Origin of the sequence: Subsaxibacter sp. CAU 1640 (genome assembly GCF_023156585.1) — a bacterium.
Lineage (GTDB): Bacteria > Bacteroidota > Bacteroidia > Flavobacteriales > Flavobacteriaceae > JBPOFM01.
The window spans coordinates 101,799-124,828 of sequence record NZ_JALNMI010000001.1 but is presented as its reverse complement, the minus strand read 5'-3'; the positions used below and the strand labels follow the sequence as shown (position 1 = coordinate 124,828).

Below are 23,030 nucleotides of genomic sequence, written 5' to 3'. Positions count from 1 at the left end.
TGTTTCGTCTAACATATTATTTTGTAAATTTGGATAGAGACATTTGAAGAATGAAAGATTTAAATGACAATATAGAATCACCTTTTACACTCAAAGTTAGTTTTGACAAGCTTCTACAGCATTACGAACTTCTTGCTGAAAGCGATGACAATTTCACGGCATCTAAAGCCAAAGAGATTTTGTCAATTCAAAAAGAGATTCCTGTGTTGAGAAACGGTTTTAGTGATGTGTCTCTTTTAAAAACCTATGAAAAGGAAATTCATTTTATTCTTCAAGATTTGTTTTCACCCGTCCTAGCCACGAATGAAATTAAAACGGCATCTGTACCTTATCATGATTTAATCTTTAACTCGTCTGAACGTTTTAGGAAAATCATCAAAAATGCTGGGGAGGATTACAGTTTAACCATTAAAAACATGCCAGAAGATGATAAGTATCGAGTGGCATGTGTCATCATTTTAAATTTTTATTATGGCTATAAGGTAGACTTTAAGCGTCCTTTTTTCTATGAAATACCCGACATCAATGGCGTATTGCATACATATAAAATTCTATATAATGCAGATTTTACTGAAATCGTACGAACTGAAGATGCTCCGGAAATAACAGAAGATGATTTCAATGAATTGTTGGATGCTTTTGATGATATGGAATTATGGAAAGAAAAGTTTCCTCCAAACAGTTATATTTTCAAAGGATTTGTCATAAGTAATATGTTTGATGTGACAGACGATAAGGCGATTTCAGAAATAAAATCGAGTCTGTTGGTTTCCGGAAAACGTCAAGATGAAAATTTTATAGGGAATCTTCAGACTACATTTGAGTCATTATTTAATATTAAAGGATTGAATGTTGGATTTGTAATTTATAATGAAGAAGATCAAGTTTTTGAAAGAATCGTTGGTAAGGGAATTGAGAGTTATTTGCTGTTTCATGAAGATATGGAATCTTGTAAATCTGCCTTATGCGATGAATCCTATAAAGCTTTAATTGATGATAATACGTTTTTCTGCATTTCTGATGTTGAGAAATACTATGGTCAATCAGGATGCCACAATTTCTATAAAATATTTCACGATCAAGGGATCAAAAGCGCTATTTTGGCACCGATAGCCAATCAAGGAAAATTGTTAGGTGTTTTGGAAATTGTATCCAAAAAGCCAAAACAACTTAATAGTGTCAATGCCAATAAGCTTACGGATGTAATGCCTTATATTGTTTCATCTGTACTTCGTTCTAAAGCCGAAGAAGAAAATTTAATAGAGGCTATCATCCAGCAAGAATGTACATCGATACACCCAAGTGTGGTATGGAAATTTAAAGAGGCAGCCAGAAAATTCGTAAAAGATCAACGCCAGTTTGGGTCAAATGTAGCGTTCAGCAAAATTGGTTTTGAAAATGTTTATCCTTTATTCGGTCAAATTGATGTCAAAGGCTCTTCGGATGCTAGAAATTTGGCAACACAAAAAGATTTATCATTACAATTGAATTTGGTGAGTAAAATTATGGACCAAATAATCAAAGAGGATAAGCTTTTAATATATGAACAATTGAAATTTCAATTGGATACATTCAAGAAAGAACTTGATGAGAACTTTAAAGTCGATAGCGAACACGAAATAACAAGTTTCTTGAAAAAAGAAGTAGAGCCTGTTTTGAAGTTTTTGATGGATAAAAAATTGAAAGCAAAGGATGCTATTTCTGATTATTTTTCAAAAATTGATAGTAATTTAAACGTTATCTATTATTACAGAAAAAACTATGATGATACTATAGCGCTCATCAACAAAAACATGTCATCGTTGATAGACTCAAAACAGGTTGAAGCACAAAAAATGTATCCTCATTATTTTGAACGATATAAAACTGACGGTGTTGAACACAACATGTATATTGGCGAGGCAATAACAAAGGAAGAAAGCTTTAATGAAATCTATCTTTATAATTTAAGGTTGTGGCAGCTTCAAGTGATGTGCGAAATGGAAAGTGAATATTACCAGAACATGAAGAACTATCCAATTTCTCTTGATGTTGCATCTATGATTTTGGTATTCAATCAGCCAATGTCGATTCATTTTCGAATGGATGAAAAACAGTTTGATGTCAACGGTACTTATAACGCCCGTTATGAAGTTGTGAAAAAGCGGGTAGACAAAGCTTTCATCAAAGGCACCAAAGAGCGCATTACCGAAAAGGGTAAAATTTCAATAATTTATTCGCAAAAAGCAGACGAAGAAGAATATTTAAGATACATCAAGTTCCTTCAATCAAAACATGTGCTCGATGAGCAAATTGAATTGGTAGAATTGGAAGACCTTCAAGGTGTTACTGGGTTGAAAGCCATAAGAGTTCCCATTTTGTACCATTCTAAAGGCGAAGAAGAAAAATTCTATACCTATGATGATTTGATTAATGAACTGAAAGCTTAAGCAAATAAAACGTCAGAATCTGCTTCGAAACTTCTTGGTTCAATTTTATAAATGTTGCCTGTTTCTGGTTCCAAAACATCTTTAATATCAGCTCCAGGATTTGTTTTTAAGGCTACCGCAAAAGCAATGACTGACAGGATAATACCAACCATAAAAACAGTATATGTTGCTCTTAAAATACGGTATTTCCTATCTAAAACTTTACCTAAAAAATACAAATCTTTTGTCATTGATTTGTAAACGTATTCTTTGTCATTCAGAAGCTCGTCGATAGCCCATTCAAATTCCTTAAGTTCCATTTTATGAAAGTTACCGAAAAATGTAAGGTTCACTTCCTTGTTCTCAACATCTTCTTTAGTGAATTGCCCACTTGTAATATTAGGTCTTGTGGCAATGATAGACATAATCATTGATATGACACCTACCAATGTAAACAATGCCGTAGGATAAGTAAGGTACGGATTCGTATCCAATTTTGAAATTAAGTTAGCCAAGACCAAAGAGATGATGATTGCATTTACAGATAATAGGATATTAGCTTTAGTGTCTGCAATGTCGCTCAACTTTATATGGTTTCTCAAAGCAGTTCTGTAAAAAGATTGAATGGCACGTTCTGGACTTTCATCTTTATATTTCGCTTTTAACTTTGCTTTAGTTTCTTCTTTTTTAAGTTTCTTTTTCTCTTTCTTTTTCTTTTTAATTAAGGATGTCAGGTTTTCTTCTTTTTGTCCTTGCCAATTCTTAAGCGCGTAATCAGTGAAATATTGATGCTTGGTCGAAAGTACTTTAATATTTTCTTCCAACCATTCATTCGATGAATAAGTTTTCACATCTTGTAGCTCAAGCTCTTTTCTTAAAAATTCACTGGCTTCGTCAAAGTAATCCTTGCCAAAATGAGACGCATCTGCATCACGAATTATTTTACCAACTTCTGTATGTGGCACATCCTTGAATTTGGTTTCCAAAATGCACACATTAATAGCGTCAATTTTTTCTTGAGGAACATTTTGCTCTTTTAAAAATTCAGTGGCAATTTTTACACTTTCTTCCTCGTGACCTTCTCTTGTTTTGATATATCCAACATCGTGTAGTAGTGCGGCAATCTGAACAATTTCCGAATCTTCTGAACTGATGTTGCTGTTATCAACAATTTCTTTGACGCTCTTTAGTACTCTTTTGGTATGTGTATAGTTGTGATAGATAAATGTATTAGGAAGATGCTCCTTAAACAAATCAAATACAAACTTGTCGGTTTTTTCTATAAGTTGAGACATTGCGTTAGGTTAAATATGACATAGCAAATTACTAAAAATTTAGATAAATAGATTGCTCCAATCGCTACGAATTGTAAGACAAAACGTTAAAAGACGACTAAATCGTGTAATTAGTTTTTAACTTTAAAAACAAATAAATAATACTATGCTCACTTGGAAAAATGTCATCGACTTTGCCGTAAATGGTAATCCAGAACCAAATAGAAGGGTTGAAAAAACAGAAGCGGAATGGAAATCAATCTTAACAGCTGAACAATATAGAATAACTCGAAAGAAAGGAACTGAAGCTCCTGGCACTGGTGCTTTATGCAGTGTTTACGATGCGGGAAAATACAGTTGTGTTTGCTGTGATGAACCGTTGTTTGATTCCACAATTAAATATGAATCTAAATCTGGATGGCCAGCCTTCACACAACCTATTGCAGAAAATGCTATAAAGTATGAGAAAGATGTAAGTTTCGGGATGGTTCGTGTTGAGGTGATGTGCAATGTTTGCGATTCTCATTTAGGGCACGTTTTTCCTGACGGTCCAGAGCCAAGTGGTTTGCGTTACTGCGTTAATTCAGAATCCATTAAATTAAATAGAAATTAAAGATATGTCCAGTCAAGCTATAGAAACTGCAACTTTTGGAGGCGGTTGCTTCTGGTGTACGGAGGCAGTTTTTCAACAAGTAAAAGGAGTAGAGAAGGTAGTTTCTGGTTATTCTGGCGGAAAGGTTCCAGGAAAACCAACCTATCGAGAAGTATGTTCAGGATTGACAGGTCATGCTGAAGTAGTACAGATCACGTTTAATTCTAGAGTCATTTCTTATAAAGAATTGGTTGAGATATTTTTGACTACACATGACCCAACAACGCTGAATAGGCAAGGTGCCGACGTCGGCACTCAATACCGTTCAGTTATTTATTTTCATAATGACTCTCAAAAAGAGTTGGCAAAACAAACAATTGATGAATTGTCGAAATATTTTGACAAACCAATAGTAACAGAACTATCTGCTTTGGAGAAGTTTCATGAAGCCGAAGATTATCATCAAAACTATTATCAAAATAATGAAACACAAGGTTATTGTAGTTTTGTAATTACCCCAAAATTGGCAAAACTTCGTAAGCTGTATGCTGATAAGTTGAAGACTTAAATGACATTCAGTCAACTTTTATTTGGATTACGTCAATTGGGCTTTTATATTATTACTTTTTTTACAACATCAGAACTTTGGTCTTTTTATCGAAATCAATCCTTATTCTAGAGTATAGTTATGTGTAGGATAACAATTTGAAAAGCTGAAAATACATTGTATTAAAAAGGCATAATTTCTTACGAAAAAGTAAATGGAACTTAATCAAAAATATATCCAAATTAGAAACGACTTTATCACAATTTGCAAGCCTTTGCAAAATGAGGATTATTCAGTGCAACCAGCAGAGTTTGTGTCGCCCCCCAAATGGCATTTGGCGCATACCACGTGGTTTTTCGAACAGTTTGTTTTGGTAAAATTTAAGGAAGGTTATAAGGTTTTTGATGAAGACTTTGCCTATTTGTTCAATAGCTATTATAACAACGCAGGAGATCGTGTTTTAAGGCCTAATCGAGGATTGATGACGCGGCCTACTGTTGACGAGGTAAGAAACTATAGGGCTTATGTAGATGAAAATGTGATAGAATTATTAAATAAGAATCCATCAGATGAGATAAATGATATTGTCGAACTCGGTCTTCAGCACGAGCAGCAGCATCAAGAGTTATTTCACTACGACATCAAGTATATTTTGGGTCATCAGCCAACCTTTCCCAATTTTAAGTCTGATGTTAAGTTGGATGCAATTACTTCCAATCCACAATTTATTAAAATAGAAGAAGGGATTTATGAAATAGGCTTCAATGGAAAAGGTTTTCATTTCGATTGTGAGCTAGGACATCATAAAGTTTATTTAAATGGCTTTGAAATCAGGAATCAGCTTGTTACAAATGCTGATTACATCGACTTTATAGAATCTGGAGCTTATGACAATTTTAATCTATGGCATGCTGAAGGTTGGGATTTCATAAAGAATGAAAATATCAACTCACCATTATATTGGCACAAATGGAATGACGATTGGTGTGCCTATACGTACGATGGTTTTAAGAAGGTCGACCTTAATCTTCCCGTTTCTCATATTAGTTTTTATGAAGCTTGGGCATTTGCCGAATGGAAAGGAATGCGCCTTCCAACCGAATTTGAGTGGGAAGTAGCATCAAGTAAATTAAGCTACGGACAACTTTGGGAATGGACCAACAGCGCGTTTCTGCCTTATCCTAATTTTAAGAAGCCAGAAGGCGCCATTGGCGAATACAATGGTAAATTCATGGTCAACCAAATGGTGCTGCGAGGTGCTTCAATTGCCACTCCTCAAAATCATAGCAGAAAAACATACAGAAATTTTTTTCATCCAAACTTACGGTGGATGTTTTCTGGAATTAGACTTGTTAAATAACATGGACCAAACATTTGCAAACGACATCATTCAAGGGCTTACTTCCAAAGAAAAACACCTTCCGTCAAAATATTTTTACGATGACAATGGCAGTCATATCTTTCAGGAAATAATGAAAATGCCTGAATATTACTTGACAGATTCAGAATTTGAAATTCTGTCGTTGCAAGCAAATCAAATACATGAAGCACTTAAATTTTCTGAACCTTTCAATATCATCGAATTGGGTGCAGGTGATGGTTTTAAGACTTATAAATTGTTGGAATATTTGCAGAAAAATCAAATAAACTGCCATTATGTGCCGATTGATATTTCGCAAGAAGCAATGGATATTCTCACCAAAAGTTTAAATGACCGCTTACCAAATTTAGTTGTCAAACCAGAGGTTGGCGATTATTTTGAAATCCTTAAACAAGACAGATTCAGTAATGTTCCAAACTTGCTGTTATTTTTAGGAAGTAATATTGGTAATTATTTGGAAGACGATGCCTTTGAGCTCTTGCGTTTATTCAATCAGAACATGAAAAAAGGCGATAAGCTTTTGATCGGTATCGATTTGAAAAAAAACCCATTAGTCGTGAGGAAAGCTTACTTTGATGCTGGCGGAATTACCAAAAGATTCAATTTGAATTTATTGATTCGTATCAATAGAGAATTTGATGCCGATTTTAAGATAGATGATTTTGATTTTTATTGTCAATATGATGCTATTTCAGGTGAAGTGAAAAGCTTTCTGGTAAGTTTGAAAAAACAAGAAGTACATCTAAAAAAACTCGATAGAGTTATCACATTTGATCAAAATGAATTAATTTGGACAGAGTTGTCTAAAAAATATTCAATTGAAGAAATAGAAGAGCTCGCTACGAAAACGGGGTTTTATGTAAATAAACATTTTTTAGATTGCAAACATTATTTCACAGACAGCCTTTGGGAAAAGAAATAAAATTTCATTGAGGATAAATTGATTGATACGATTAACGAAAATTTAAGTATGAGCACCTCTAACAAAATAATTATTTTAGTTCTAATATTTTTCATTTTTAATGCTTGTGCCACCTACAAGCCGCAGTTGAGATACGAAGAAGACGAAACAAATCAATTCCCAAATAAAGAAGTTGATCGTACTTTCTATTTGATAGGTGATGCTGGGATTTCACCAATTGATGGTATGTCGTCTGGTTTAAATGCTTTTCAAAAGTATCTCAAAGGAAAAGAAACTAAAGATGGCTTTGCAATTTTTCTGGGTGACAATATCTATCCAGCAGGTATGCCAAATAAAAATGATAGTTATCGCAAGGAAGCAGAGAATCATATGGATGCCCAATTTAAATCTGTTAAAGGATTTAAGGGCAAAACAATATTTATTCCTGGAAACCATGAATGGTATGCCGATGGATTGATAGGATTGGAAGATGAAGAAAAGTATGTCACCAAAGCATTAGGGGATGATACCTTTCTTCCAAAAAATGGCTGCCCTTTAGAAAGTATAGACGTAAGTGAAACTATTCAATTGATTATTATTGATACACAGTGGTATCTTGAAAATTGGAATCATCATCCAACTATTAATGACAAATGTGAAATCAAAACAAGAGAACGTTTGATGCTTGAAGTGGAAGGAGAAATTAAAAAGGCCCAGGGAAAGACAATCGTAATTGCAATGCACCATCCAATGTTCACAAACGGAGTTCATGGAGGTCAGTTTGCATTTAACAAGCATCTCTACCCTACACAAAGCAATATTCCGTTACCAATTTTATCGTCTTTAGTAGCTCAAATTCGTACGCAAGGTGGTATTTCCATTCAGGATCGATATAATGAATTGTACAATAATTTAATGAAGAGATTGGAAACATTGGCAACAGAAAGTGGAAATATTACATTTGTTTCTGGCCATGAACATACGTTGCAATACATAGAAACGCAGTATATAAAACAAATTGTAAGTGGTTCAGGTTCCAAAGAATCTTACGCAAATTTGGCTGATAACGGTCATTTTTCATATGGTAAACAAGGGTTTGCAGTATACACGATTTTTAAGGATGGCAGCTCCTGGGTACAATATTTCGGGGCCGAAGGTGGTGAGCCACACTTACTTTTTCAAAAAGAAGTATATCCTCCTACCAAACACTTTGATATCTCTAAACTTCCTGATTCTTTCCCCAATGAAGTTGAAGTTTCGGTTTATACTGATGAAGAAACCGATAAAAAAGGCTTTTATGAGACGCTGCTTGGTGAGAGATACCGAAATCTTTACAGCAAAAAAATTAAGGTGCAAGCTGCAACTTTAGACACTTTATATGGAGGTCTCGAAATTGTTAGAAAAGGTGGTGGCCATCAAACTCGATCTTTGAGATTAAAAACCAAAGACGGCAAGGATTTAAACATGAGAGCTTTAAGAAAAAGCGCCACCCAATATTTACAGGCCGTTGTTTTCAAGGATACCTATATTCAGGATGATTTTGAGCAAACTGAAGTTGAAAATCTGATCTTGGATTTTTATACGGCGGCACATCCTTATGCTTTTTTAGCCATCCCAGATCTATCCCATGCGGCAAAATTGTTTCATACCAATCCCCAACTTTTTTATATTCCCAAACATAAATATTTAGGTGATTTTAACTCTGAATATGGTGGTGAGCTGTACATGATTGAAGAGCGTCCTGAAGAGAATTATAGTAACGAACGTAATTTTGGATATGCTGACGATATTGAGAGTACTCATGACATCATAGAGAAAATCAGAAAAGATGAAAAATATAAGATTGACGAAAATGCATATATAAGAGCACGTCTGTTTGATATGCTCATAGGAGATTGGGATCGACATCAAGACCAATGGCGTTGGGCACAGTTTGATCAACCAAACGGAGATAAGCTTTACAGACCTATTCCAAGAGATAGAGATCAGGTTTTTTCTAATTTTGATGGAGCACTGTTGGATGTTTTAAGAGTACTTTCTGGTGCTACTAATCAACTTCAAGTTTATGATGCCGAGTTGAAAGACATTAGATGGATGAATAGTGCAGGAGTTAAATTAGATAGGGTGTTGATTCAACAGTCAAATATTGAGACTTGGTTGAAACAAGCAAAATTTCTTCAAGATAATATTACAGATGAGGTTATCGAAAAAGCCTTTTCTAAAGTTCCTAAAGAAGTCCAAGATGAATCCTTGGCAGATATTAAAGAGAAATTAAAAGGGCGTAGAGGTAATTTGCAGGATATCGCACAGCGCTATTATGATTATCTCAATGGTTTGGTAATTATCAAAGGATCAGACAAGGACGACTATTTTGAGATTACAAGAAGCGGCGATAAAGAGACACATGTTAAAATTTCAAGAATAAAGGATGGTGAGAAGGGAGAGGTCATTTTAGACAAGGTTTACAATAGAGATATTGTTAAGGAAATGTGGGTTTATGGATTGGATGATAAAGATGTTTTTGAAGTTAAAGGAAAGGCCAACAATCCAATCTTTATTAGGATTATTGGAGGTCAAGAAAATGATACATATATCATTGAAAACGGCAGAAGAGTTAAAGTATACGATCATAAAACTAAAAACAATACTATCGAGAAGAATAAAGGTGCTCGAATCAAATTTTCAGACAACTATAACCTAAATTTATTCGATTTTCAAAAGAACATCACTTCATCTTCCACTATTACTCCAAGTTTTGGATATAATCCTGATAATGGTTTTCTATTGGGAATTTCATATGTGTCAACCAAAAAAGGATTTCAAAGAAACCCGTTTTCTCAACAACATCATTTTAGGGGAGGCTATTTTTTTGCAACTAATGGTTTCGATATTAACTATGATGGTGAGTTTGCAAATATCTCCGATGATTGGAATTTACACATAGGTGGTAGATTTACAAGCGAAAATTTTGCAAACAACTTCTTTGGCTATGGTAATGAAACAGTCAATAATGATGATGATTTGGGTCTTGATTACAATAGGGTCAGGACTAGTATCTATGCGGCCAAATTGGGAGTTGTGAAAAAAGGTAGCTTTGGTGGTGACTATGGCTTTAGAGCTGTATTAGAGGGTGTTGAATTGGGGAATAATGACGGACGCTTTATAACCGATTTAGTATCGCCAGACAATCATCCTTTTTATGATAGACGATTTTTTGGGGCATTGGAGGCAGAGTATCAATACGAAAGTTTTGACAATAGACTCAATCCTGCTAAAGGAATGACTTTCTCTTTATTGGTTGGTGGCAAAACCGAATTTAAAGAAACCAAAAATACTTTTGGTTATATAAATTCTGATCTTGGCTTTTACAACGCATTATCCAAAGACAGAAAATTTGTCTTAAAAACTGATTTGCGAACACAGATAAGAATTGGGGAAGATCTCATATTTTATCAAGCTTCAAATTTGGGAGGTGCTAATGGTTTAAGAGGTTATAGAAATGAACGTTTTACAGGTAGAAACTCGCTAGTTGGTAGTGCTGATGTTAGGTATGGGTTTCCATCATTTAAAACGAGAATACTTCCGCTTCAGTTTGGAATATTTGTTGGAGGTGACATTGGACGTGTTTGGTTGAAAAATGATTTTTCAGATAAATGGCACAACGATTATGGTGGAGGTTTTTGGCTCACGGCTGCCGAGACTGTCTCAGGAACATTCAACCTGTTTAATGGTGAAGACGGCTTGAGGATGTCATTTGGCTTCGGACTAAATTTTTAAAAACTAATCAATATCAAAAAGATAAAGGTTGCCTCCATCACCACCATTTCTTTCATCTGTGAGATAAACGGTTGTCGAGTTTTTAAAGCAGACACCTTCTTTTTGAGAATTATGTTCAAAGCTTAAAGCCTCAACATCACCTTTAAAAAATTGATCGCCTTCAAAATTGTTCAAAACCCAAAGTTTGTCGTGGTTAAGTAGCACAACTGTTTTTCCGTCAGCACTAATATCGGCAGAAGTAATTCTATTGTGTTTTCCATCAAGTTCAAATGTGGTCAATACTACCGCAATATGACTGCCCTCTTGGTTTGGAACCTTTATCAAAATTCCTTCTTTGTTTTCCTTACTGAAAATATAAAAGTTGTCATCCTTCACAAAAAAAGCCTCAAAATCCCTATCCTTTGTGCCTTTTGGAAGTTTAAAGTCGATATGTTCTGCAGTCACTTTGTCGTCGGCTTTTTCAGGGTTAGTAATCTTAAAAATGCTATAGTTGTGACGCTTTCTTGAGTTGTTTCCAAAATCACCTATATAAATATTCCCGTTATCATCCGCAGTCAAATCTTCCCAATCCTCATTTTCGCCATTAAGGATTGTCAAATCTTTCGCAACCTTGCCATTTTTGTCCAATGCATACAAATGATTGTCGTTCCCAGCGTCCTCAATGACCCAAATCAAATTAGAATTTGGTGCAACTTCAGCAGCAGAAACCTCTTTTAAATGGTTGGGAATATCTGCAACCAAGGTAAGCTTCCCAGTGTCGCAAGACCAAAACAATAATGCCGTAATGAATAGTTGATATACTGTCATAGGTTAAAATTACAGGGATATGACACCAATCAAAAACTTATTGTCTTAAACTATTTATAAAATTTCTAGCAATACAAACCACATTTTAATAGTTTTGATGGTATCAAATGTGTTTTTAAAATGAATTCAGTTAAGGACCTTCTCAATCTTCTAGATTTAAAACAAATCAACGACACAGAGTTTAGCGGAATCAGCAAAACAGTAGGTAGTCCCAACGTTTTCGGAGGCCAAGTATTGGCGCAGGCCATCAACGCGGCTTCAAGAACCATTCATAACGGTCGAGTGCTTCACAGTATGCACTCGTATTTTCTGGAGCCTGGCAATTTGGAGCTTCCTATAACTTACAATGTAAGCATCGTTAGAGATGGAGGAAGCTTTTCAGTGCGAAGAGTGACAGCTCATCAAAAAGAAACTACTATTTTCATTCTATCCGCATCGTTTCATAAAAAGGAAGAAGGCTATAACCATCAAATCACAATACCTTCTGGTATCAAACAGCCAGACGAACTTTTAAGCTGGACAGATATGCTTCACAAATTTGGCGAAGCCATTCCACCACGCACCAAAGGTTTTATGGAAATTCCACGTCCAGTGGAATTTAAACCTGTTGAGATTGCAAATCCTTTAAATAAACAAGATTTACCGCCTGTTACAAATGTGTGGTTCAAGCTTAAGGGCGACGTGCCAGCGCTCACACTTTCCGAAAAGCAACAAATCCTCACCTATATTTCAGATTATAATATCTTGGCAGCTGCTATGAATCGTCACGCCAGCAAAGCACATTGGGGAAACACACAAACAGCCAGCCTAGACCATTCTATGTGGTATTTCCGTGATGTCGATTTTACCGATTGGCTACTCTACGCCATCGAGTCGCCCAATACGTCTAACGCACGTGGTTTCGCAAAAGGAAATATCTTTTCAAGAGATGGCAAACTCATCGCTTCGGTAGCGCAAGAAGGATTGATGCGTCCTATGTAGTTTGATGAGGTATATAAATTTGATAGTGAAATAAGTAATGATGATATTTTTTGAATGGAGTTTGATTTTTAACAGAATAATGATGTAAATTCAATTCTAGATATGAAAGATATCCTATTCCATACATATAGTCTCAAGTCTGAACGCGATACTTTTTATGTTGAATGGAGGGCAAACAATGTTGAATGAAGAGCAAACAATGTTGAATGAGGAGCAAACAATGTTGAATAGACACCTGCACATATTGAAAACGTACCTGCAAATGTTGAATGGACACCTACACATCTTGAAAACTTACCTGCAAATGTTGAATAGACAGTTTTACATCTTGAACAAGCTACTTACAATGCTAAACATCATAAAACAACAACAAATAACCTTAAACCAAACCACAAACCCACTATGTTAAAAATTGGTCATAGAGGTGCAGCAGGCTATGTAGCCGAAAACACCCTCGAATCCATCGATAAGGCGCTCGAATTGGGCGTAGATGGTGTCGAAATAGACGTTCATCTCTGCGCATCGGGAGAACTCGTTGTGCACCACGACCTCACACTCGACAGAATGACTAACGGCTCTGGCGAAATCGCAACTTGGACACTTAAAGAGCTTAAATATTTGCTTGTTGGTGATAGATACCGCATCCCAACACTCGTTGAGGTGTTAGACCATCTCAATGCAAGATGCTTATTGAACATCGAATTAAAAGGTGAGGACACCGCAAAGCCTACAGTGGAGCTTTTACAGCAGTACATTAAAGATGAAAAGTACCAATACGAAAATATTTTGCTCTCAAGCTTTCATTTCAAAGAATTGGAAATCGTTTCAGACCTCGATCCGAACTTTCAGTTGGCTGTTCTTACTATAAAAAGCATCGATGAGGCCATTCTCATTGCCGAAAAGGTCAATGCAAAATATTTACACCCGCATACGTCCGTCACATCTAAAGTTGGTGTTAAGGCAGCACACTATTACGGTTACAAAGTCAACGCTTGGACTGCAAATATGAAAGATACAATCAAAAAGATGAAGCTCTACCGCGTAGATGGCCTCATTTCAGACAAACCAGACCGTTTATGAATTACGTAGATGTCCTTATTGTTGGCGGAGGCGCTGCTGGCTTTTTCGCAGCTATCAATATTGCGGACAAACGCCCCGATCTTAAGGTCGCAATCATCGAACGCAACAAAGAAGGGCTGCAAAAGGTAAAGATATCTGGCGGTGGAAGATGCAACGTCACGCACGCCGAGTTTATTCCTTCTGAATTAATAGAAAATTATCCTCGTGGCAAAAAGGAATTGCTTGGTCCGTTTCATCAATTTATGACGTTTGATACCATAGAATGGTTTGAAAAACGTGGAATTCCTCTAAAGACTGAAGAAGATGGTAGAATGTTTCCCATAACAGACGCATCACAAACCATCATTGACTGTTTTCTTAACGAAGCCAAGCGTCTTAACATTCAAGTTTTTTATAATCATACGCTAAAATCCATTTCAAAGGAAAAACATTGGATTGCCACAACCTCACAAACTACCTTTTCTGCGAAACATTTAGTGTTGACAACAGGAAGCAGCAAAAAGATGTGGGAAATGCTGCAATCTTTTGGGCATACCATCGTGTCGCCTGTTCCATCGCTCTTCACATTTAATATAAAAGACGATCGCATTGCTGATATTCCTGGTGTGGTGGCGCAAAATGTCGAGATAAAAGTTCTAGAAACCGATTTGTATAGTGAAGGACCGCTTCTCATAACGCACGTAGGGATGAGCGCGCCCGCAATCCTTAAACTATCGGCATATGGAGCCATTGAGTTGGCCGAAAAGGATTATAATTTTTCAATTGAAATCAATTTCATTCGCAAATCAATAGATGATGCGTTCGATGATTTAAAAGAATTGAAACAACAGCTCGCCAAAAAAACGGTAATGAAGTTTCCACAATACGAATTGCCCAAACGATTGTGGCAAAAGCTCGTCTATGCGGCAAATATGGATAGTGAAATTCGCTGGGCCGACCTTACAAAACAGCAATTGGAAGATTTGGCGTCGCAATTAACGCAAGCAGTTTTCAAAGTGAATGGTAAAAGTACGTTTAAGGAAGAATTTGTCACCGCAGGAGGCATCGATTTAAAAGAAATCAATTTTAAGACTTTTGAAAGCAAGCTTCATAAAAAAATGTATTTTGCTGGTGAAATCATAAATGTCGATGCCGTCACCGGAGGCTTCAATTTTCAGAACGCGTGGACAGGTGCATACATCATAGCAAACGCCATCACAAATGAATAACTACATTGCATTATTGAAAGGCATCAATGTCGGTGGACATAAGAAAGTCCCAATGGCAGACCTTCGAGCCTTGCTTACAAAAAGTGGGTTTGAAAACGTTCAAACCTACATCCAGAGTGGCAATGTCATCCTTCAATCTTTTGAAAATAAATCGAAAATTCAAAAGCAATTGGAAGAAAGTATCAAAGACCATTTCGGTTTTGAAGTTTCCGTAATTGTCAAGACGAATAAGCACCTTCAAAAAGTATTGGATGATTGTCCGTTTGAAAAAGGAGCGAAGGAAAAAAGTTATTTTGTTATGTTCAACAAAAAACCTTCGGATGAATTGGTAAAGGAAGCAAAATCCATTTCGTATGATGAAGGTGAAGAAATCATCATCAAGAACGATTGTCTTTATTTTTACAGTGCCAATGGGTATGGCCAGTCAAAATTCAATATGAATACATTCGAAAGAAAATTGAAGGTCATCGGCACATCAAGAAACTACAATACAATGCTAAAACTCCTATCTTTGTCGGCAGAGTAACACTATGACAGAACAACTATTCATTCCAGAACCGTATGCGTTCAATCTAGAAAACGGAAAAGTCACTTGGGAATCTCCAAGTAACATCGCACTTATAAAATATTGGGGAAAGAAGAAACATCAAATCCCTAAAAATCCCTCAATAAGTTTTACGTTGGATAAATGCAAGACCATCACTTCGGTAACCTTCACAAAGAAAGAAGAAACCGATGATTTTTCGTTTGAAGTGTTCTTGGATGGAGAAAAAAAGGACGATTTCAAACCGAAAATAAACACCTTTTTCACCAGAATAGAAGCCTACGTTCCCTTTTTGAAGCACTATCATTTCAAAATTGAGACAAAAAATACCTTTCCGCACAGTTCAGGTATTGCATCATCAGCCTCCGGAATGAGTGCCTTGGCCTTATGTTTGATATCCATCGAAAAACAAATGCAACCGTCACTGTCAGATGATCAATTCAACCGTAAGGCATCATTTTTGGCACGTCTCGGTTCAGGATCAGCCTGTCGCAGTATCGAAGGAGATCTTATCGTTTGGGGACAAACCGATGAAATAGAACAAAGTTCAGACCTCTTCGGAATAAAATATCCATACAAAGTTCACGACAACTTCAAGAATTTTCAAGACACCATTTTATTGGTCGATGAAGGCGAGAAGCAAGTCAGTAGTACCGTTGGGCATAATCTAATGAACAATCATCCCTTTGCAGAAGAGCGTTTTCAACAAGCACATCATAACATCAAACTTCTAAAACCCATTCTGGAGTCTGGAGACATCAATTCGTTTATCAAACTCATCGAAAGCGAAGCGCTAACACTTCACGCTATGATGATGACAAGTATGCCATATTTTATATTGATGAAGCCAAATACGCTACAAATCATCAATAAAATCTGGGAGTTTAGAAACAACACAGAATTGCATCTTGGATTTACATTAGATGCTGGTGCCAATGTTCATTTGCTCTATCCGCAAAATGAATCCGATAAAATACTGGAATTTATTAAAAGTGAGTTAGTTGGATATTGTCAAAATGGACATTATATTTGCGACCAAATAGGCCTAGGCGCCAACCGAATTGAATAAAATTACGTATATTTGATAAGGAAATTGCTCTAAATAAATGAAAGGACCGCTTTTTTACTCAAAAATCTTACTCTTCGGAGAATACGGAATCATTAAGGATTCCAAAGGATTGTCAATCCCCTACAATTTTTACAATGGAGCATTAAAAACGGATGGTCTTCAATCTGAAGTAGCCTTAAAGTCTAACGCCAACCTCAAAAAGTTTGTAGAATATTTGAAGTCTATTGACGCAGAGTTGGTGACTTTCGATATGGAATCCCTTGAAAAAGATGTTGAAGCAGGAATGTACTTTGATTCCTCTATTCCACAAGGTTATGGTGTAGGTAGTAGTGGTGCACTTGTAGCAGCAATTTATGATAAGTATGCTCAAAATAAAATCACCGTTTTAGAGAATTTGACACGTGAGAAATTATTGACCTTAAAGTCTATTTTCTCCCAAATGGAATCGTTCTTTCACGGCAAATCATCTGGTTTGGACCCTTTGAATAGTTATTTGAGTATTCCAATCTTGATTAATTCCAAAGACAATATCGAAGCAACAGGCATTCCTTCGCAAAAAACGGATGGGAAAGGTGCTGTATTTTTATTGGATAGCGGCATCATTGGTGAAACTGCTCCAATGGTGAGCATTTTTATGGAAAATATGAAACAAGAAGGTTTCCGTAAAATGCTGAAAAACCAATTCATCAAACATACAGATGCCTGCGTTGACGATTTCTTGAAAGGTGACGTAAAATCTTTGTTCAGCAACACCAAAAAACTTTCAAAAGTTGTATTGAATCATTTCAAACCGATGATTCCTCAAGAATTCCACGAACTTTGGAAGCGAGGTATCGAAACCAATGATTACTATTTGAAGCTTTGTGGCTCTGGTGGTGGTGGTTACATTCTTGGTTTCACGGAAGATATAGATAAAGCTAAAGCCTCATTGGCAAATTACAAGTTAGAAGTGGTTTACAACTTCTAAACTTCTTAATATGTTATCCAGAAGACAAAAACATTTACTACTAAAGTTTTTTAGTATGTTTTCTGTGGTTAGAGGTTATAACATTCTCATAATTGTCATTGCACAATATTTAACGTCTATTTACATCTTGGCTCACGACAAGCCATTGCGACAAGTAGTTTTGGACTTAAACTTGTTTATGCTTGTATTGGCTTCTGCATCAACGATTGCAGCTGGTTACATCATCAATAATTTTTATGATTCAGAGAAAGATTTGATCAATCGACCCAACAAGTCGATGCTCGATAGATTGGTCAGTCAGAACACAAAATTGTCATTCTATTTTGTGTTGAATTTTTTGGCTGTAATATTTTCCAGTTATGTATCTTTCAATGCCGTCATATTCTTTTCGGCTTACATATTTGGTATTTGGTTTTACTCCCATAAGCTTAAAAAGATGCCATTTATTGGGAATCTTACTTCAGCAATATTGACGATAACACCATTTTTCGCCATTTTTATATATTATCAGAATTTTGAACGTGTGATTTTTGTGCACGCAATGTTTCTATTTTTGATAGTTTCAATGAGAGAACTGACGAAAGATTTGGAAAACATCAAAGGCGATTTGGTCCAGAACTATCATACGATACCTATTTTATATGGTGAAAAAGTTTCCAAACAGATGTTGACTATTTTGGTTGTTTTGACCTTGATTCCAACGGTGTTATTGGTGAGCTATTTTAATGTAGGCTACATGAATTATTTTTTCTATTTAAGTGCATTTCTTTTGTTTATATTTCTTTTGTTTCTATGGAAATCGAGAACGAAGATTCATTATCTTATTTTGCACAATATTCTTAAATTTATCATTGTAGCAGGTGTTTTCAGCATTGTTCTGATTGACGTCAATGTTGTTCTCAATCGTATTTGAAAATCATTATCCTAAAAATCTTAAATAGTAATTTAAAAAGTATCTTTGCAACTTAAAGCAAGCATTATGAGCAGACATCAAGGAAGTAGCGGGAAAGGGAAATCTTCGGGAAGAGGACAATTGGCAAAAGGTAATAAATCTTTTAGTCGAAGTGGTGATGGCTCAAAAGGAAGCTACGCAAGAGGCAATGCGCCAATGAAAAAGAGGCAATCTTCTCCAGAGAAGCCTCAAACGGATAACAAATCTTCAGAAAAGAAATCAAATCCAGATGAAATCCGATTGAACAAATACATCGCCAATTCTGGTCTATGTTCACGTCGCGATGCAGATATGCATATTGCAACTGGTAGCGTTACTGTCAACGGAAAAATAATTACAGAAATGGGTTATAAGGTCAAATTGACTGATGAGGTTAAATTTGATGGTGCCAAAATAGCTCCCGAAAAAAAGGCATATGTATTGCTAAATAAACCCAAAGGATTTGCCACAACCACAAGTGAAGGTAAGGGTAGAACTGTGATGGATTTAGTTGCGAATGCTACTACTGCTCGTATAAAACCTATCGGTCGACTGGGAAGAAACTCTTTGGGTTTGATATTGTTTACTAACGACGATGATTTGGTTAAAAAGTTCACCAATTCAAAAAATGGTGTACCAAGACTTTTTCAAATTGAATTGGACAAAAACCTGAAGCTTGAAGATTTCAAACAAATCCAAGCTGGTTTGAATATTGAAGGTAAGACCGTGAGCGTGGTTGAAATCAGTTATATTGATGGCGAACCAAAAAATAAGATAGGCTTAAAAATCAAAAACACTGGTAATACAGTTATTAGATCTATATTCGACCATTTGAAATATGAGATTGTAAAATTGGATTGTGTCTCAATTGCTGGACTTACCAAAAAGGACATTCCAAGAGGTCATTGGAAACACTTAACACAGCAAGAGGTCAATACCTTGAAAATGCTTCCTTAATTTTTACCTAAAAAAAATTAAAAACCTCATTGATTTTAAAATTTTTATACTTCTTTTGTAATTCATAAAGTTGAATAATTTAATGATATTTTCACAACTTGGCTCGTGGACGTGATGACAATATGTTCTAGAGCAATTTACACGACTAGTAAGCGATTCTCAAAGCTAAAATCTGATTTGAAATTGTATTCAATCAGACACTTACAGCTTGTGTTTTATCCAAAATATAAGCAAATCCAAATATGATTTTTTCGCCATTTATTGCGCCAATTAATTTTTTTTTCAGAATTTTAAATTTCAATAAAAAATAATGAATACAAAATATATTGATCTTATAAATCAAACCTTTTATTTTCCTCAAGAAGAATTCAAGCTTGAAGATAGACACCTGCAATTTCATGATATCGATTTGATGCAATTGGTTGAAGACTATGGGACGCCTTTAAAATTTACATATTTACCTCAAATATCAAATAACATCAATCGTGCTAAAGATTGGTTTGCCAAAGCGAGAAAAAAACACAAATATAAAGGTAAGTATCATTATTGTTATTGCACCAAAAGCTCACATTTCAAGCATGTTCTGAACGAAGCATTGAAAAATGATATTCATATAGAAACATCTTCTGCCTTTGATATAGATATTGTAGAAAAGCTAAAGAAGGAAGGTAAAATTTCAGATAAAACTTATGTGTTGTGCAATGGGTTTAAGCGAGAACAGTATGTTGCCAATATTGCAAGACTTGTAAATAACGGGCATAAAAACTGCATTCCAATTATAGACAATTATGAAGAAATCGATTTATTGTCACAAGAAATAAATGGCAAATTCAATATTGGTGTAAGAATAGCTTCTGAAGAAGAACCCAAATTTGAATTCTATACTTCACGTTTAGGAATTGGTTATAAAAACATTCTTCCGTTTTATAGAAGTCAGATAAGGGAAAATAAGAAGGTAAAACTAAAAATGCTACACTTTTTTATAAACACAGGTATTCGTGACAATGCTTATTATTGGAACGAGTTGTCTAAATGTTTGAAAGTTTATACAAGTTTAAAACATATTTGTCCTTCGTTAGACAGTTTGAACATTGGAGGTGGATTTCCTATTAAAAATTCGTTGGCATTTGATTATGACTATGAATATATGGTTGATGAAATTATCAATCAGGTAAAAATGTTCTGTGAGCAAGAGGAAGTAGATGTCCCAAATATCTTCACCGAATTCGGAAGTTTTACTGTAGGTGAAAGTGGCGGAGCCATTTATGAAGTTTTGTATCAGAAACAACAAAATGATAGAGAAAAGTGGAATATGATCAACTCATCATTTATAACCACATTACCAGATACTTGGGCCATCAACAAGCGATTCATTATGCTGCCTATCAATCGTTGGTATGACAGTTATGAAAGAGTACTTTTAGGAGGATTAACATGTGATAGTGATGATTACTATAACAGTGAACAGCATATGAATGCTATTTACCTGCCAAAGTACAATAAAGAAAAACCTTTGTATCTTGGGTTTTTCAATACAGGAGCTTATCAAGAAACCATTGGCGGATTTGGAGGATTGCAACATTGTTTGATACCTTCGCCAAAGCATATTTTAATCGATAGAGATGAAAATGGTCAAATAACGACCGAATTATTTAGTGAACAACAAAAAAGTGAAGACTTACTTAAAATTTTAGGTTACAATGAGTAATATAACGTATGCAGGAATAGACGAAGAATATTCCAAACTTGAAACGGCTAAAATCGTTTTGATTCCAGTGCCATATGATGGTACAAGTACTTGGCAAAAAGGTGCGGACAAAGGGCCAAAAGCATTCTTGGATGCTTCAGAAAACATGGAGCTTTATGATATAGAGACAGGCACTGAAGTATATAAGCAAGGTGTGTATCTTGCTGATGCCGTTACCGAGAATTCTTCACCAGAAAAAATGGTGGATGAAGTACATCAAACAGTCAAAAAATACATCAAGCGCAACAAATTTGTCACCATCTTTGGCGGCGAACATTCTATTTCTATTGGAACCATCAGGGCTTTTAACGAATGCTTTGACAATCTTACCGTATTGCAGATAGATGCGCATGCCGATTTGAGAAAGGAATACCAAGGTAGCAAGTGCAATCATGCATGTGCAGTTTACGAGGCTAGTCAAACGACTAATCTAATTCAGGTTGGTATTCGTAGTATGGACGTTATTGAAACGACTGTTATGGATGAGGAAAAAACGTATTTCGCTCATGATATGGTTAATGACGAGTTCTGGATGGACAATGCTATTGACCAAATGACAGATAATGTGTTTATTACTATCGATTTGGATGCTTTTGATCCATCTATTATGCCATCAACAGGAACTCCAGAGCCAGGAGGATTGTTGTGGTATGAGACCTTGGATTTTTTAAGAAGGATATTTGAAGAGAAAAACGTCGTTGGTTTTGACATTGTTGAATTGTGCCCAGATCCAAGTGAAAAATCTTCCGATTTCTTGGCTGCCAAATTGTACTACAAAATGTTAAGCTATAAATTTTTGGATGACAATGTAGAGGACGGTTACGAAAGTAACTTTAAGGAATCTGGTTCATCCACCAGTAAATTTTCAAAATTTGATAATGATGACGAAGACTAAAGGACCGATTACTAATTTTATTGAAAACTATTACCTTCATTTCAATGCAGCAGCTTTAGTAGATGCTGCAAAGGGTTATGAAGCACAACTTGAAAAAGGCTCAAAAATGCTAGTTTCTTTGGCTGGAGCAATGAGTACTGCCGAGTTGGGAAAAATATTTGCAGAAGTCATCCGACAAGATAAAGTTCAAATTATATCGTGTACAGGTGCCAATCTTGAGGAAGATATTATGAATTTGGTGGCACATTCCCATTACAAAAGAGTTCCAAATTATAGAGATTTGACACCTCAAGAAGAATGGGATTTGCTGGAGCAAGGTCTGAATCGTGTGACCGACACTTGTATTCCCGAAGAAGAAGCTTTTAGACGTTTACAAAAACATATTTTTAAGATTTGGAAAGATGCTGAACTCAATGGTGAGCGTTATTTCCCACACGAATTTATGTATAAGATGTTGTTGAGCGGAGTGCTTGAAGAATACTATGAAATCGACATAAAAAATTCTTGGATGTATGCTGCGGCAGAGAAAAATTTACCTATAATTGTACCAGGTTGGGAAGATAGTACCATGGGTAATATTTTCGCCAGCTACGTTCTTAAAGGAGAATTGAAGGCAAGTACTATGAAGTCAGGAATCGAATATATGACGTTTCTAGCAGATTGGTATACAGATAATTCAGAAAACGGTATTGGGTTTTTCCAAATAGGAGGTGGTATCGCAGGTGATTTTCCTATCTGCGTCGTTCCTATGTTGTATCAAGATATGGAACGCACCGACACACCGTTCTGGAGTTATTTCTGCCAAATCAGTGACTCCACCACAAGTTATGGATCTTATTCTGGAGCAGTTCCAAATGAAAAAATTACTTGGGGAAAATTAGATATTGACACACCAAAATTTATAATAGAAAGTGATGCCACTATTGTTGCACCACTTATTTTTGCCTACCTATTAGATATGTAA

Annotated in this window: 19 protein-coding genes; 17 read left to right on the top strand and 2 right to left on the bottom strand. The window is 35.6% G+C overall.

Translation table 11 applies throughout. The features are described 5' to 3' along the window. Positions 1 to 50 precede the first annotated feature (50 nt). A complete protein-coding gene (locus M0G43_RS00505; RefSeq protein WP_248022537.1) occupies positions 51 to 2,429 on the top strand; it encodes a GAF domain-containing protein in 2,379 nt (792 codons plus the stop codon). On the opposite strand, the gene M0G43_RS00500 is transcribed toward M0G43_RS00505, so the two are convergent. Further along, complete coding sequence (locus M0G43_RS00500; protein ID WP_248022536.1) at positions 2,426 to 3,703, bottom strand: Pycsar system effector family protein; 1,278 nt, start codon at positions 3,701 to 3,703, stop codon at positions 2,426 to 2,428. The two genes, M0G43_RS00505 and M0G43_RS00500, sit on opposite strands and share 4 nt — an antisense overlap. Before the next feature lie 145 nt (positions 3,704 to 3,848). Here M0G43_RS00500 and msrB point away from each other — a divergent pair, with 145 nt between their 5' ends. The 5 genes from msrB (at position 3,849) to M0G43_RS00475 (ending at position 10,880) form a co-directional block, all read left to right on the top strand. Continuing rightward, a complete protein-coding gene (gene msrB, locus M0G43_RS00495; protein WP_248022535.1) occupies positions 3,849 to 4,295 on the top strand; it encodes a peptide-methionine (R)-S-oxide reductase MsrB in 447 nt (148 codons plus the stop codon). Positions 4,296 to 4,299: 4 nt separating this feature from the next. Then, on the top strand, positions 4,300 to 4,842 hold the full coding sequence (msrA, locus tag M0G43_RS00490) for a peptide-methionine (S)-S-oxide reductase MsrA (RefSeq protein WP_248022534.1): 543 nt from the start codon (positions 4,300 to 4,302) through the stop codon (positions 4,840 to 4,842). Between the two features lie 193 nt (positions 4,843 to 5,035). Further along, positions 5,036 to 6,181, top strand: a complete 1,146-nt coding sequence (gene egtB, locus M0G43_RS00485) for an ergothioneine biosynthesis protein EgtB (protein WP_248022533.1) — start codon at positions 5,036 to 5,038, stop codon at positions 6,179 to 6,181. Position 6,182: 1 nt separating this feature from the next. Then, positions 6,183 to 7,124 (top strand): L-histidine N(alpha)-methyltransferase, encoded by a 942-nt coding sequence (locus M0G43_RS00480; protein ID WP_248022532.1) that lies wholly within the window; start codon positions 6,183 to 6,185, stop codon positions 7,122 to 7,124. A 48-nt stretch (positions 7,125 to 7,172) separates the two neighbouring features. Next, positions 7,173 to 10,880: a metallophosphoesterase gene (locus M0G43_RS00475; RefSeq protein ID WP_248022531.1), complete on the top strand. Its 3,708-nt coding sequence runs from the start codon at positions 7,173 to 7,175 to the stop codon at positions 10,878 to 10,880. A 3-nt stretch (positions 10,881 to 10,883) separates the two neighbouring features. On the opposite strand, the gene M0G43_RS00470 is transcribed toward M0G43_RS00475, so the two are convergent. Then, entirely contained in the window at positions 10,884 to 11,687 is an 804-nt protein-coding gene (locus M0G43_RS00470) for a hypothetical protein (RefSeq protein ID WP_248022530.1), read from the bottom strand. A 120-nt stretch (positions 11,688 to 11,807) separates the two neighbouring features. Between M0G43_RS00470 and M0G43_RS00465 the strand changes: the two genes are divergently transcribed. The 11 genes from M0G43_RS00465 to M0G43_RS00415 all read left to right on the top strand — a co-directional run bounded on the left by M0G43_RS00465 (position 11,808) and on the right by M0G43_RS00415 (position 23,030). Continuing rightward, positions 11,808 to 12,668 (top strand): acyl-CoA thioesterase, encoded by an 861-nt coding sequence (locus M0G43_RS00465; RefSeq protein ID WP_248022529.1) that lies wholly within the window; start codon positions 11,808 to 11,810, stop codon positions 12,666 to 12,668. A gap of 402 nt (positions 12,669 to 13,070) precedes the next feature. Continuing rightward, the gene (locus M0G43_RS00460; RefSeq protein ID WP_248022528.1) at positions 13,071 to 13,748 is read left to right on the top strand and encodes a glycerophosphodiester phosphodiesterase; all 678 of its coding nucleotides are present in this window, start codon (positions 13,071 to 13,073) and stop codon (positions 13,746 to 13,748) included. Further along, positions 13,745 to 14,956, top strand: a complete 1,212-nt coding sequence (locus tag M0G43_RS00455; protein ID WP_248022527.1) for an NAD(P)/FAD-dependent oxidoreductase — start codon at positions 13,745 to 13,747, stop codon at positions 14,954 to 14,956. Before M0G43_RS00460 ends, M0G43_RS00455 begins: the two co-directional genes overlap by 4 nt. Then, positions 14,949 to 15,482 carry a DUF1697 domain-containing protein gene (locus M0G43_RS00450; protein WP_248022526.1) on the top strand — a complete coding sequence of 178 codons (534 nt, stop codon included), beginning with the start codon at positions 14,949 to 14,951 and terminating at the stop codon, positions 15,480 to 15,482. The genes M0G43_RS00455 and M0G43_RS00450 overlap by 8 nt, the downstream gene beginning before the upstream one ends. A 4-nt stretch (positions 15,483 to 15,486) precedes the next feature. Beyond that, a complete protein-coding gene (gene mvaD, locus M0G43_RS00445) occupies positions 15,487 to 16,569 on the top strand; it encodes a diphosphomevalonate decarboxylase (protein WP_248022525.1) in 1,083 nt (360 codons plus the stop codon). A gap of 37 nt (positions 16,570 to 16,606) precedes the next feature. After that, positions 16,607 to 17,536, top strand: a complete 930-nt coding sequence (locus M0G43_RS00440; RefSeq protein ID WP_248022524.1) for a mevalonate kinase — start codon at positions 16,607 to 16,609, stop codon at positions 17,534 to 17,536. A gap of 10 nt (positions 17,537 to 17,546) precedes the next feature. After that, positions 17,547 to 18,449 (top strand): geranylgeranylglycerol-phosphate geranylgeranyltransferase, encoded by a 903-nt coding sequence (locus tag M0G43_RS00435; protein WP_248022523.1) that lies wholly within the window; start codon positions 17,547 to 17,549, stop codon positions 18,447 to 18,449. A gap of 66 nt (positions 18,450 to 18,515) precedes the next feature. Continuing rightward, a complete protein-coding gene (locus M0G43_RS00430) occupies positions 18,516 to 19,424 on the top strand; it encodes a pseudouridine synthase (protein WP_248022522.1) in 909 nt (302 codons plus the stop codon). A gap of 310 nt (positions 19,425 to 19,734) precedes the next feature. Beyond that, positions 19,735 to 21,132 carry an arginine decarboxylase gene (locus M0G43_RS00425; RefSeq protein WP_248022521.1) on the top strand — a complete coding sequence of 466 codons (1,398 nt, stop codon included), beginning with the start codon at positions 19,735 to 19,737 and terminating at the stop codon, positions 21,130 to 21,132. Further along, positions 21,125 to 22,066: an agmatinase gene (gene speB / locus M0G43_RS00420; RefSeq protein ID WP_248022520.1), complete on the top strand. Its 942-nt coding sequence runs from the start codon at positions 21,125 to 21,127 to the stop codon at positions 22,064 to 22,066. Before M0G43_RS00425 ends, speB begins: the two co-directional genes overlap by 8 nt. Beyond that, positions 22,053 to 23,030, top strand: a complete 978-nt coding sequence (locus tag M0G43_RS00415) for a deoxyhypusine synthase family protein (protein WP_248022519.1) — start codon at positions 22,053 to 22,055, stop codon at positions 23,028 to 23,030. The genes speB and M0G43_RS00415 overlap by 14 nt, the downstream gene beginning before the upstream one ends.